The organism is Streptococcus nasisuis (assembly GCF_040836615.1).
Classification (GTDB): domain Bacteria; phylum Bacillota; class Bacilli; order Lactobacillales; family Streptococcaceae; genus Streptococcus; species Streptococcus suis_V.
This window is the reverse complement of sequence record NZ_CP162268.1, coordinates 2,210,757-2,224,490: the sequence shown is the minus strand read 5'-3', so window position 1 is coordinate 2,224,490 and position 13,734 is coordinate 2,210,757. Positions and strand designations below refer to the sequence as shown.

The following is a 13,734-nucleotide window of genomic DNA, read 5'->3' as shown; positions in this document are numbered from 1 at the left end:
ATACATGACAAAAGCAAACTTTGGTGTAATAGGGATGGCCGTTATGGGTCGTAACCTTGCTCTTAATGTTGAATCACGTGGTTACACAGTAGCCATTTACAACCGCTCTGCTGATAAGACAGAAGATGTGGTAGCTAGCAACCCAGGCAAAAACTTGGTACCAAGCTATGATGTGGAAAGTTTTGTCGCATCTATCGAAAAACCACGCCGTATCATGCTCATGGTTCAAGCAGGGCCTGGTACAGATGCAACTATTCAATCTCTCTTGCCACACTTGGATGAAGGCGACATTTTGATTGATGGCGGAAATACCTTCTACGAAGATACCATTCGCCGTTCAAAAGAATTGGCAAATTCAGGCATCAATTTCATCGGTACAGGTGTGTCCGGTGGTGAAAAAGGTGCCCTTGAAGGTCCGTCTATCATGCCTGGTGGTCAAAAAGAAGCCTACGAATTGGTAGCGGATGTCTTGGAAGAAATTTCTGCAAAAGCTCCAGAGGACGGCGCTCCATGTGTGACTTATATCGGCCCAGATGGCGCTGGTCACTATGTAAAAATGGTCCACAACGGTATCGAGTATGGCGACATGCAGTTGATTGCTGAGTCTTATGACCTCATGCAACACTTGTTGGGCTTGTCAGTTGACGAAATGGCTGACATCTTTACTGAGTGGAACAAGGGTGAATTGGACAGCTACCTGATTGAAATCACTGCGGATATTTTGCAACGTAAGGATGATGAAGGTCAAGAAGGACCAATTGTTGACTATATCATGGATGCGGCTGGTAATAAGGGTACTGGTAAATGGACTAGCCAATCATCACTTGATTTGGGTGTGCCATTGTCACTCATCACAGAATCTGTATTTGCTCGCTATATCTCAACGTACAAAGAAGAGCGTGTAGCAGCTAGCAAGGTTCTTCCAAAACCAGCACCATTTGCTTACGAGGGTGATAAGGGTGAATTGGTGGAGAAAATCCGTCAAGCCCTTTACTTCTCAAAAATCATGTCTTATGCACAAGGTTTTGCGCAATTGCGCGTAGCGTCTAAAGAAAATAACTGGAACTTGCCATTTGGCGAAATCGCTAAAATCTGGCGTGCAGGTTGTATCATCCGTGCTCGTTTCTTGCAAAAGATTACCGATGCTTATGGACGTGATCAAGATTTGGCAAACTTGCTCTTGGATGAATACTTCCTTGACGTAACAGCTAAGTACCAACAAGCTGTCCGTGACGTTGTTGCCTTGGCAGTTCAAGCAGGTGTGCCTGTGCCAACCTTCTCAGCAGCTATTACTTACTTTGACAGCTACCGCGCTGAGAACTTGCCAGCAAACTTGATTCAAGCACAACGCGACTATTTTGGTGCCCACACTTACAACCGTAAGGACAAAGAGGGTGTCTTCCACTATGACTGGTATAGCGAAAAATAAATAATAGAAGTAGGGCGTGCAAGCGCCCTTCTTTCTGACTGAAATGGTCTTGAAACTTTCGATTAGATAAGGATATTATGGCTAAGAAAATTTTGATTGCAGGTCGTGAGCGCAATCTCTCGCATTTTGTTTCCATGGAATTGCAGAAGAAGGACTATTTGGTGGACTATGCTTCTACTGGCCAGGAGGCTTTGTCCTTGGCGCATGAGACGGATTTTGATTTGATTCTCATGAGTTTTCAGCTGTCAGATATGTCCAGTAAGGAATTGTCCACGCAGTTATTAGCTATCAAACCTGCATCCGTCCTGATTGTGGCTATTGATTCGGCAGATGTGGATGAGCATGGCGAGGAAGTCTTGTCCTATGCGGTTTCCTATGTGGTCAAGCCCTTTGTCATCAGCGAATTGGTCGAGCAGATTTCAGCTATTTTCCGTGGTCGGGATTTTATTGACAATCATTGTACTCAGGTTCCCTTGCAGGCTGCTTATCGAGATTTGAAAATCGATTTTCAAAATCGCACGGTATCCCGTGGAGATGAGCTGATTAACCTGACTCGTCGAGAGTACGATCTCCTGGCGACCCTGATGAATAGTCCTGAGCCTGTCACTCGCGAACAATTGTTAGAGCGGGTTTGGAAATACGAGGCGACATCATCGGAAACCAATGTGGTGGATGTCTATATCCGCTATCTGCGTGGGAAATTGGATGTAGCTGGAAAACCGTCCTATATCAAGACAGTTCGCGGTGTTGGATATGCCATGCGTGACTAAGTAAGGAAGGCTTGTCCTTTCTTGAATTTGTAGACAGAGTTTTTTTCGGACTTTCCTGAGGTGATGTCGGACGGTAGCGACTTCCTTCGGAATTTCATACCTAGCCATTGAGCCTAAGGTCTCCATGGCTCCGAATGCTTGAAATTACAACGTTTCAAGCATTTTCATCACAACGGAAAGCCTCGGTTTAGGCTCGCTCCGCTCGCAAAATAAATCAAATTTTTATTTTTCTTAGCAGAGCTACTCAGTTTATTTTACCTAGAGCATAGTTTGTCTACATTCTGAAGAAAGGCTTGTCCTTTCTTTTTTGCTGGGCTTGTGTTAGTATTGTTAGTAAGAAATCTAAGGAGTAATTATGAATTCGTCATTTAAAGAAAAGGCCTTGCTAATTTTATTGGCGGGTGCAATCCTCTTAGCTGTCCTTAATTGGTCGGCCTTGTACGCTATTATTAAGCTTGTCCTAGCAAGTATGAACTCTCTCTTCATTGGAGCAATCATTGCTTTCATCTTGAATGTACCTATGAAAAAGCTGGAAGAACAGCTTGAAAAGGTTGCTTTTTTGAAAAAATCCAGCCGTAGTTTGGCCATTGTAGGGGTCCTCATTGCCTTTGTGATGATTGTGACAGGTTTGGTTCTGATTGTCTTGCCAACCCTGACCAAGACAGTTTCAGAGCTAGTAACCGTCAGCCGGACGGCTATTCCAAAATCGGTCACAGCCCTTACGGATTTTCTGGAGTCCAACGGTTTCTTGTCTGGCCAGATTGGTGACCAGATTGCAGGTTTTATTGAACAATTTAGGAATCTAGACTTTATTTCTAGTATTGTCACTCCGGTTCTGTCTCATCTGGTATCCAATGTTACAGGCATTTTTTCCAACACAATGACCCTGGTTATGGCCTTTTTCTTCACTTTGGCTATCCTGGGAAGCAAGGAACATCTGCAGTCCATGACGGGGAAACTCTTGCAGGCTACTCTGCCACAGAAAGCAGTTCGTCTGATCAACTACGTCGGGGAAGTTGTGATAGATACCTATGATAAATTCTTGATGAGCCAAATTGTAGAGGCCGTTATTATTGGGGTCCTGGTCTTTGTCAGCTATGGACTTTCTGGCATCCCCTATGCTAGCATGGCCGGTATTTTGGCAGGGGTCCTATCCTTTGTTCCCTATATCGGTCCATTTACAGCCTGCCTGATTAGTGCCCTCTTTGTGGCGGTACAAAATCCTTTGTTGGCTCTGTGGTCTATTGTTCTCTTCCAAATCATTCAATTGATTGAGGGAAATGTCATCTATCCGCGCGTAGTTGGACAGTCGGTTGGTCTGCCAACCCTCTTCACCCTGGCTGCAGCCCTGATTGGTGGAAATTTGTTTGGCCTTCTAGGAATGGTCTTCTTCACACCAATTTTTGCGGTCATTTACCGTCTGGTCAGGGAATGGGTTCACCATCGCTTGGATGACCAGATTGAAGGTGCTTAGGAAAGCGTGCTTATCGCTTTCTTTTATTTTTGACTATTTTATGCTATACTGAAGTGATAAAAGCAAAGTAGGAGAAAGAGTATGCGTTGTCCAAAGTGTCAGAGTTTGAAGTCAAGTGTTGTTGATAGTCGCCAGGCAGAAGATGGGAATACCATCCGTCGTCGCCGTTCCTGTGACCAATGTGGTCAGCGTTTTACCACCTATGAGCGAATTGAGGAAAAAACACTAGTAGTTGTTAAAAAAGACGGCACCCGTGAGCAATTTTCGAGAGAGAAAATTTTTAATGGCATCATTCGTTCGGCTCAGAAACGTCCAGTATCAACCGGTGATATTGATCAGGTGGTCAATCGAATTGAACAAAAGGTTCGCGCCCAAAATGATAGCGAAGTAGAAAGTGACTTTATCGGCAATTTGGTCATGGAAGAATTAGTTGAACTAGATGAAATCACTTATGTACGCTTTGCCTCTGTCTATCGTTCTTTCAAAGATGTTGGTGAGTTAGAAAACTTGCTCAAGCAGATGATTTCTAAGGGGTCAAAAGTGAAACCAGGTGTCAAAGATGAAACCAAATGATCCCTTTACCTATCTGAAAGCTGGAAATTTTGCACCTGATGTAATCAGCCTGAGCAAATGTTACCAGCCCATCATCGGTTTGGATGCGCTAGCGCTGTATTACTATTTATATAGTTTTGGTGACTCGGGGCAGGGGCGTTACCAATGGACTAGCATTCTAAATCACATGAATGTTGGCTTTCATCGCTTGCAGCAGGCGCTGGATATTCTGTCAGCAGTGGGTCTGTTGAAGATTTATCAGCTTGACGAGACTAGGGGCCTAGAGCTAGTACCTCCTTTAAGCGTCGGAGAATTTTTAGGCAAGCCCTTGTATAGGCATCTTCTTGAGCAAAGAATTGGCGAGGTTTCTGTGGAGAATCTCATACCCGCTAGCCCTAGCCAGGATAAGAATGTTTCCAAATCTTTCTCAGACGTTTTCGATGTGGAAGGACAGATTTCTCCTGTAGTTAAGAGTAAGAGGGACTTTGACTGGTCAGCCTTCAAGGCTATGATGGCCAAGGACCAGCTACGATTTCAGGATGAGACGAACGATGTGATTGCTCTTAGTCACATAGCAGAGCGGTCAGGCTGGACCTGGTTGGAAACCTATCGCAAGGCCAAGGAAACGGCTATCGGCCAGGTTATTTCGACCAAACGACTGTCACAGTCAGACCAAGCCTTCTCTAAACAAACGAGTGGGCTCACAGACCAGGAAAAAATCATCGTTCGTGAGGCCAGGTCCAAGTCTAGTCTGGAATTTTTGGTCTTCATTAAGGAACAAAGAAAGGCAGCAGTGACCCAGTCGGAGCGCAAGTGCCTGACAGATTTGGCTCAAATTGGTCTCTTGGATGAAGTTATCAATGTCCTTGTTCTTTACACTTTTAATAAGGTGGATTCGGCCAATCTCAATGAAAAATACGCCCTCAAGTTGGGCAATGATTTTTCCTATAAGGGGATTGGAAATGCAGAGGCAGCTGTCCTTTATCTGAGGGAATTGAAAGCAGGAAACAACAAGAAGGCAAGCGCCCAGAACAAGCAAGTATCAGCAACTAATGTTCCGGACTGGAGCAAGGAAGAAGTTAAGCAAGAGCAAACGAGAGAAGGACAGGCCCAACTAGCCGCCCTCTATCGCGAATTGGAAGAAATGGAAACACAAGGAGGTGGCTGATGAAATCAGTGCAAGACAGGCTGTCACAAACAGCCAACCCTAGTCGCAAGTCCTATCAAGAACTCTACCAGGAGATTGTAGCGGATACAGATGTGGCTGACTTTATAAAAAAACAAGGTCTGACACAGCAGGAAATTACCTTGTCTATTTCCAAATTTTTGGAATATATCAGCCAGCGCGACCAGTTTCTCAAGCAAGACAAAAGTTATATGGCCAAGGGCTACCAGCCTGTTCTCATCATGAATGAGGGCTATGCGGACGTGTCCTATTTGGAAACGGCAGAATTGGTCGATTATCGTCGTCTGGAAGCTATCAAAAATCGCATTCAGCTCATCAATATGCCAGCCAGTCTGAAAAATGTGACGGTGGCGGACATTGATAAGAACGATGAAAATCGGGTGGAAGTCATGTTGGCCATTGCTGATTTTGTCAAACGCTTTGATGAAAAGCCCAAAGGACTCTATATTTACGGTCATTTTGGCATTGGCAAGTCCTATCTCATGGCTTATTTGGCTAATCTCTTGTCTAAAACGCATTTGCAGTCGACCACCATGCTCCATTATCCGACTTTTGTGGTGGATATAAAAAATGCCATCAAAGACGGTTCAGTTAAGGAGCGAATTGACGAAATCAAGATGGCTCAAGTCTTGGTATTAGACGATATCGGAGCGGAGCAACATAGTCCGTGGGTGCGTGATGATGTTTTACAGGTCATTCTTCAGTACCGTATGCAGGAAAATCTGCCGACCTTCTTTACTTCCAATTTCTCCTTTGATGATTTGGAACGTCATTTTGCATCCGGCAAGTCTGGTGATGAGACCTGGCAGGCCAAACGGGTTATGGAGCGGATTCGTTATTTAGCACGTGATTTACATTTGAAAGGAAATAACCGCCGATGAATGAAACGATTGATTTAATGTTGAAACATAGCTCTGTTCGTCGTTTTACGGAGGAGCCTCTTGTATCAGAAGATCTTGAAGCAATCATCGCAGCTGGGCGAGCTGCCTCTAGCTGGAAAAATTTTCAGTCCTATTCCATTGTTGTCGTCCAAACAGAAGCGAAAAAACAAGCACTATATGACTTGGTACCACAGCCTGCCATTCTTCAAGCTCAGGCAATTCTTGTTTTTGTTGGGGACCATAATCGTGCCAGCAAGGCGGCGGAGCTTCATGGTTCAGACTTTGATGCCAAAGGACCAGAGAATCTCTTGATTTCATCAGTTGATGCTTCTTTGGCCGGTCAGAATACCTTATTAGCGGCAGAAAGCTTGGGCTACGGCGGAGTGTTTATTGGACTGATTCGCCATAAGGCTTTAGCAATAGCGGAGCTGTTCAATTTGCCGGATTATACCTATCCCATTTTCTGTATTGCTCTAGGGCGCCTGCTCAACATCATCCAGTTAAACCACGTTTGGCGACAGAGGCAATTGTCTTTGAGGAAGAGTATGTTGAGCAGGATATTGAAATCATCAAATCCTACGATCAGATCCAGACAGTATACGCTGGAGACCGCCAGACTGAATTGTGGTCAGAACGGATTGTAGCCCAATTTAGCCAGGCAGAACAAGCTGAAACCAAGGCTATTTTAGAAAAAAATAAATTATTGTAAGAGAAGAGGAGGAGCTATGGCTCTACCAACTATTGCCATCGTGGGACGTCCCAACGTTGGTAAATCAACATTATTTAACCGGATTGCGGGGGAACGCATTTCTATCGTCGAGGATGTGGAAGGTGTGACCCGCGACCGTATCTATGCGACTGCTGAATGGCTCAATCGCAAGTTCTCCATCATTGATACTGGAGGAATTGACGATGTAGACGCCCCCTTTATGGAGCAAATCAAGCACCAGGCTGATATTGCTATGAGCGAGGCTGATGTCATTGTCTTTGTCGTGTCTGGAAAAGAGGGCGTGACCGATGCGGATGAGTATGTATCTCGCGTCCTTTACAAGACCAACAAGCCAGTCATTTTGGTGGTCAACAAGGTCGACAACCCAGAGATGCGTAATGAGATTTATGATTTTTATTCGCTTGGACTAGGTGATCCCTATCCTGTGTCATCTGTCCACGGGATTGGTACGGGGGATGTCTTGGATGCAATCATTGAAAACCTACCAAATGAAGAGATTGAAGAAAATCCAAACATTATCAAGTTCAGCTTAATTGGTCGACCAAATGTCGGTAAGTCCAGTTTGATTAACGCCATTTTAGGCGAGGAGCGCGTGATTGCATCGCCTGTAGCTGGTACGACCCGCGATGCCATTGACACGCATTTCACGGATCCTGACGGTCAGGAATTTACCATGATTGATACGGCAGGGATGCGTAAGTCTGGTAAGGTTTATGAAAATACCGAGAAATATTCAGTTATGCGTGCCATGCGTGCCATCGACCGTTCAGATGTGGTCCTCATGGTCATCAATGCCGAAGAAGGTATTCGTGAATACGACAAGCGGATTGCTGGCTTTGCCCATGAGGCTGGTAAGGGAATCATCATCGTGGTCAACAAGTGGGATACGCTTGAAAAAGACAACCATACGATGAAACAATGGGAAGATGATATTCGCGACCAATTCCAGTACCTGTCCTATGCACCGATTATCTTTGTGTCGGCCTTGACCAAGCAACGCTTGCACAAGTTGCCAGAAATGATTAAGGCTATCAGCGAGAGCCAAAATATGCGGATTTCTTCGTCTGTCCTCAACGATGTCATCATGGATGCCATTGCCATCAACCCGACACCGACAGACAAGGGCAAACGCTTGAAAATTTTCTATGCGACCCAAGTTGCGACCAAGCCACCAACTTTCGTGGTCTTTGTTAATGAAGAAGAGCTCATGCACTTTTCATACATGCGTTTCTTGGAGAATCAAATTCGCAAGGCCTTCGTCTTTGAAGGAACACCGATTCATTTGATTGCACGGAAACGGAAGTAACACACATGAGAAGACCCTTGGTCTTCTTTTTTGCTTAAAACCCAATTTTCTTTATTGACAATTGACCCTTTAGCTGATAGAATAATCAAGCTATCATTTGAAGCCTTTGTTGATCTGGCTTTTAGAACCTAGCCGATGAAAAAATTAAAAATTTTTGAAAAAAGTTATTGACAGTATTCGTAATAGATGATAGAATAATGAAGTTGTCTCGCGCGGGACTATTGATGCAGGAGAAACGAAAAAAAGTTTCAAAAAGCAGTTGACAGGAAATCGTGGATGTGATATACTGATATAGTTGTCGCGATAGACGACAAGACCTTTGAAAATTAAAGAAGACGAACCAAACGTGCAGGGTGATTTATAGAAATATAAATCGTCAATGACAAAAAAACAATAAACGGATAAGCCAGAGTGCTTAGTCGGACAAACTAATTTTAATGAGAGTTTGATCCTGGCTCAGGACGAACGCTGGCGGCGTGCCTAATACATGCAAGTAGAACGCTGAAGGAGGGAGCTTGCTTCTTCCGGATGAGTTGCGAACGGGTGAGTAACGCGTAGGTAACCTGCCTCATAGCGGGGGATAACTATTGGAAACGATAGCTAATACCGCATAACAGTATTTACCGCATGGTAGATGCTTGAAAGGAGCAACTGCTTCACTATGAGATGGACCTGCGTTGTATTAGCTAGTTGGTGGGGTAATGGCCCACCAAGGCAACGATACATAGCCGACCTGAGAGGGTGATCGGCCACACTGGGACTGAGACACGGCCCAGACTCCTACGGGAGGCAGCAGTAGGGAATCTTCGGCAATGGGGGCAACCCTGACCGAGCAACGCCGCGTGAGTGAAGAAGGTTTTCGGATCATAAAGCTCTGTTGTAAGAGAAGAACTGTGAGAAGAGTGGAAAGTTTCTCACTTGACGGTATCTTACCAGAAAGGGACGGCTAACTACGTGCCAGCAGCCGCGGTAATACGTAGGTCCCGAGCGTTGTCCGGATTTATTGGGCGTAAAGCGAGCGCAGGCGGTTTGATAAGTCTGAAGTAAAAGGCTGTGGCTTAACCATAGTACGCTTTGGAAACTGTCAAACTTGAGTGCAGAAGGGGAGAGTGGAATTCCATGTGTAGCGGTGAAATGCGTAGATATATGGAGGAACACCGGTGGCGAAAGCGGCTCTCTGGTCTGTAACTGACGCTGAGGCTCGAAAGCGTGGGGAGCGAACAGGATTAGATACCCTGGTAGTCCACGCCGTAAACGATGAGTGCTAGGCGTTGGGTCCTTTCCGGGACTCAGTGCCGCAGCTAACGCATTAAGCACTCCGCCTGGGGAGTACGACCGCAAGGTTGAAACTCAAAGGAATTGACGGGGGCCCGCACAAGCGGTGGAGCATGTGGTTTAATTCGAAGCAACGCGAAGAACCTTACCAGGTCTTGACATCCCAGTGACCGTCCTAGAGATAGGATTTTTCTTCGGAACACTGGTGACAGGTGGTGCATGGTTGTCGTCAGCTCGTGTCGTGAGATGTTGGGTTAAGTCCCGCAACGAGCGCAACCCCTATTGTTAGTTGCCATCATTAAGTTGGGCACTCTAGCGAGACTGCCGGTAATAAACCGGAGGAAGGTGGGGATGACGTCAAATCATCATGCCCCTTATGACCTGGGCTACACACGTGCTACAATGGCTGGTACAACGAGTCGCAAGTCGGTGACGGCAAGCTAATCTCTTAAAGCCAGTCTCAGTTCGGATTGTAGGCTGCAACTCGCCTACATGAAGTCGGAATCGCTAGTAATCGCGGATCAGCACGCCGCGGTGAATACGTTCCCGGGCCTTGTACACACCGCCCGTCACACCACGAGAGTTTGTAACACCCGAAGTCGGTGAGGTAACCATTTGGAGCCAGCCGCCTAAGGTGGGATAGATGATTGGGGTGAAGTCGTAACAAGGTAGCCGTATCGGAAGGTGCGGCTGGATCACCTCCTTTCTAAGGATAAGGAACCTGTACGTTAGTCTTCTTTAATTTTGAGAGGTTTTGTTAAAAACCTACCCAAGACACATAAAGTGTACGGGGCCTTAGCTCAGCTGGGAGAGCGCCTGCTTTGCACGCAGGAGGTCAGCGGTTCGATCCCGCTAGGCTCCATTAGGATAGAAATCCTACAAAACTGAATAACAGTGAAGTTGAATTCACGACTAACTTCTGTAGAAGCGACCGTCGTTCCTATCCTAAACTTGTCCATTGAAAATTGAATATCTATCAAACATTCCTTTATGTATGAAAGTACATATAGAAATAGTAACAAGAAAATAAACCGAAACGCTGTGAATATTTAATGAGTTTAATTAAGTTACGAAGACGTTAAAGAAAACGTATGATTTTAGGAAATCATCGCAGTAGTCTTAGGACTACAAGAGGATTTATCTAAATCACTAGTTTTCTAGTCTGAGTACAATTTCTAATTTTTGAAAAAATTAGGTTAATAAGGTTAAGTTAATAAGGGCGCACGGTGGATGCCTTGGCACTAGAAGCCGATGAAGGACGTGACAAACGACGAAATGCTTTGGGGAGCTGTAAGTGAGCGTAGATCCAGAGATGTCCGAATGGGGGAACCCGGCAGGTTGATGCCTGTCACTCACTACTGTTAAGGTAGTGTAGAGGAAGACGCAGTGAACTGAAACATCTAAGTAGCTGCAGGAAGAGAAAGCAAAAGCGATTGCCTTAGTAGCGGCGAGCGAAACGGCAGGAGGGCAAACCGAAGAGTTTACTCTTCGGGGTTGTAGGACTGCAATGTGGACTTAAAGAGTATAGAAGAACTACCTGGGAAGGTAGGCCAAAGAGAGTAATAGCCTCGTATTTGAAATAGTCTTTATACCTAGCAGTATCCTGAGTACGGCGAGACACGCGAAATCTCGTCGGAATCTGGGAGGACCATCTCCCAACCCTAAATACTCTCTAGTGACCGATAGTGAACCAGTACCGTGAGGGAAAGGTGAAAAGCACCCCGGAAGGGGAGTGAAATAGAACCTGAAACCGTGTGCCTACAACAAGTTCGAGCCCGTTAATGGGTGAGAGCGTGCCTTTTGTAGAATGAACCGGCGAGTTACGTTATGATGCGAGGTTAAGTTGAAGAGACGGAGCCGTAGGGAAACCGAGTCTTAATAGGGCGGATTAGTATTATGACGTAGACCCGAAACCATGTGACCTACCCATGAGCAGGTTGAAGGTGCGGTAAGACGCACTGGAGGACCGAACCAGGGCACGTTGAAAAGTGCTTGGATGACTTGTGGGTAGCGGAGAAATTCCAAACGAACTTGGAGATAGCTGGTTCTCTCCGAAATAGCTTTAGGGCTAGCGTCGACATTAAGAATCTTGGAGGTAGAGCACTGTTTGGATGAGGGGGCCATCTCGGTTTACTGATTTCAGATAAACTCCGAATGCCAATGATTTATGGTCGGCAGTCAGACTGCGAGTGCTAAGATCCGTAGTCGAAAGGGAAACAGCCCAGACCACCAGCTAAGGTCCCAAAATATATGTTAAGTGGAAAAGGATGTGGGGTTGCACAGACAACTAGGATGTTAGCTTAGAAGCAGCTATTCATTCAAAGAGTGCGTAATAGCTCACTAGTCGAGTGACCCTGCGCCGAAAATGTACCGGGGCTAAAACATATTACCGAAGCTGTGGATACCACAATGTGGTATGGTAGGAGAGCGTTCTATAGGCGATGAAGGTGTACCGTGAGGAGCGCTGGAGCGTATAGAAGTGAGAATGCCGGTATGAGTAGCGCAAGATGGGTGAGAATCCCATCCACCGTAAGACTAAGGTTTCCAGGGGAAGGCTCGTCCGCCCTGGGTTAGTCGGGACCTAAGGAGAGACCGAAAGGTGTATCCGATGGACAACAGGTTGATATTCCTGTACTAGAGTATGAAGTGATGGAGGGACGCAGTAGGCTAACTAAAGCGGGCGATTGGAAGTGCCCGTCTAAGCAGTGAGGTGTGATATGAGTCAAATGCTTGTATCTGTAACATTGAGCTGTGATGGGGAGCGAAGTTTAGTAGCGAAGTTAGTGACGTCACACTGCCGAGAAAATCTTCTAGCGTTGTATCATACTCTACCCGTACCGCAAACCGACACAGGTAGTCGAGGCGAGTAGCCTCAGGTGAGCGAGAGAACTCTCGTTAAGGAACTCGGCAAAATGACCCCGTAACTTCGGGAGAAGGGGTGCTGTCTTAAAGGCAGCCGCAGTGAATAGGCCCAAGCAACTGTTTATCAAAAACACAGCTCTCTGCTAAATCATAAGATGATGTATAGGGGGTGACGCCTGCCCGGTGCTGGAAGGTTAAGAGGAGGGTTTAGCGTAAGCGAAGATCTGAATTGAAGCCCCAGTAAACGGCGGCCGTAACTATAACGGTCCTAAGGTAGCGAAATTCCTTGTCGGGTAAGTTCCGACCCGCACGAAAGGCGTAATGATTTGGGCACTGTCTCAACGAGAGACTCGGTGAAATTTTAGTACCTGTGAAGATGCAGGTTACCCGCGACAGGACGGAAAGACCCCATGGAGCTTTACTGCAGTTTGATATTGAGTATCTGTACCACATGTACAGGATAGGTAGGAGCCTATGATACCGGAACGCCAGTTTCGGAGGAGGCGCTGTTGGGATACTACCCTTGTGTTATGGCTACTCTAACCCGGATAGGTTATCCCTATCGGAGACAGTGTCTGACGGGCAGTTTGACTGGGGCGGTCGCCTCCTAAAAGGTAACGGAGGCGCCCAAAGGTTCCCTCAGAATGGTTGGAAATCATTCGCAGAGTGTAAAGGTATAAGGGAGCTTGACTGCGAGAGCTACAACTCGAGCAGGGACGAAAGTCGGGCTTAGTGATCCGGTGGTTCCGTATGGAAGGGCCATCGCTCAACGGATAAAAGCTACCCTGGGGATAACAGGCTTATCTCCCCCAAGAGTTCACATCGACGGGGAGGTTTGGCACCTCGATGTCGGCTCGTCGCATCCTGGGGCTGTAGTCGGTCCCAAGGGTTGGGCTGTTCGCCCATTAAAGCGGCACGCGAGCTGGGTTCAGAACGTCGTGAGACAGTTCGGTCCCTATCCGTCGCGGGCGTAGGAAATTTGAGAGGATCTGCTCCTAGTACGAGAGGACCAGAGTGGACTTACCGCTGGTGTACCAGTTGTCTCGCCAGAGGCATCGCTGGGTAGCTATGTAGGGAAGGGATAAACGCTGAAAGCATCTAAGTGTGAAACCCACCTCAAGATGAGATTTCCCATGACTTTATGTCAGTAAGAGCCCTGAGAGAAGATCAGGTAGATAGGTTGGAAGTGGAAGTGTGGCGACACATGTAGCGGACCAATACTAATCGCTCGAGGACTTATCCAAAGTAAGTAATGAGGACGTTAAGAAA

7 protein-coding genes, 1 tRNA gene, 2 rRNA genes and 1 pseudogene are annotated in these 13,734 nt (G+C 46.3%); all 11 read left to right on the top strand.

The genetic code is table 11. The features are described 5' to 3' along the window. Positions 1-4: 4 nt before the first annotated feature. Complete coding sequence (gene gndA / locus AB1F57_RS11260) at positions 5-1,429, top strand: NADP-dependent phosphogluconate dehydrogenase (RefSeq protein ID WP_367985757.1); 1,425 nt, start codon at positions 5-7, stop codon at positions 1,427-1,429. Between the two features lie 77 nt (positions 1,430-1,506). Beyond that, on the top strand, positions 1,507-2,199 hold the full coding sequence (locus AB1F57_RS11255) for a DNA-binding response regulator (protein ID WP_105111625.1): 693 nt from the start codon (positions 1,507-1,509) through the stop codon (positions 2,197-2,199). Positions 2,200-2,554: 355 nt separating this feature from the next. After that, positions 2,555-3,673 (top strand): AI-2E family transporter, encoded by a 1,119-nt coding sequence (locus AB1F57_RS11250; RefSeq protein ID WP_367985756.1) that lies wholly within the window; start codon positions 2,555-2,557, stop codon positions 3,671-3,673. Between the two features lie 81 nt (positions 3,674-3,754). Beyond that, positions 3,755-4,246, top strand: a complete 492-nt coding sequence (gene nrdR / locus AB1F57_RS11245) for a transcriptional regulator NrdR (RefSeq protein WP_167785924.1) — start codon at positions 3,755-3,757, stop codon at positions 4,244-4,246. Continuing rightward, positions 4,233-5,393 (top strand): replication initiation/membrane attachment protein, encoded by a 1,161-nt coding sequence (locus AB1F57_RS11240; protein ID WP_367985755.1) that lies wholly within the window; start codon positions 4,233-4,235, stop codon positions 5,391-5,393. The genes nrdR and AB1F57_RS11240 overlap by 14 nt, the downstream gene beginning before the upstream one ends. Then, positions 5,393-6,292, top strand: coding sequence for a primosomal protein DnaI (dnaI, locus tag AB1F57_RS11235; RefSeq protein ID WP_367985754.1), 900 nt, complete (start codon positions 5,393-5,395; stop codon positions 6,290-6,292). The genes AB1F57_RS11240 and dnaI overlap by 1 nt, the downstream gene beginning before the upstream one ends. Continuing rightward, a pseudogene (locus tag AB1F57_RS11230) lies at positions 6,289-7,001 on the top strand (nitroreductase family protein). The gene dnaI and the pseudogene AB1F57_RS11230 overlap by 4 nt, the downstream one beginning before the upstream one ends. Positions 7,002-7,017: 16 nt before the next feature. Continuing rightward, positions 7,018-8,328 (top strand): ribosome biogenesis GTPase Der, encoded by a 1,311-nt coding sequence (gene der / locus AB1F57_RS11225; RefSeq protein WP_257117413.1) that lies wholly within the window; start codon positions 7,018-7,020, stop codon positions 8,326-8,328. A gap of 433 nt (positions 8,329-8,761) precedes the next feature. Continuing rightward, positions 8,762-10,309: ribosomal RNA gene (locus tag AB1F57_RS11220) — 16S ribosomal RNA — on the top strand. A gap of 83 nt (positions 10,310-10,392) precedes the next feature. After that, positions 10,393-10,465, top strand: a tRNA-Ala gene (locus AB1F57_RS11215). A 341-nt stretch (positions 10,466-10,806) separates the two neighbouring features. Next, positions 10,807-13,709: ribosomal RNA gene (locus AB1F57_RS11210) — 23S ribosomal RNA — on the top strand. Together the 16S and 23S rRNA genes with 1 tRNA gene alongside form the textbook arrangement of a ribosomal RNA operon. Positions 13,710-13,734 lie beyond the last annotated feature (25 nt).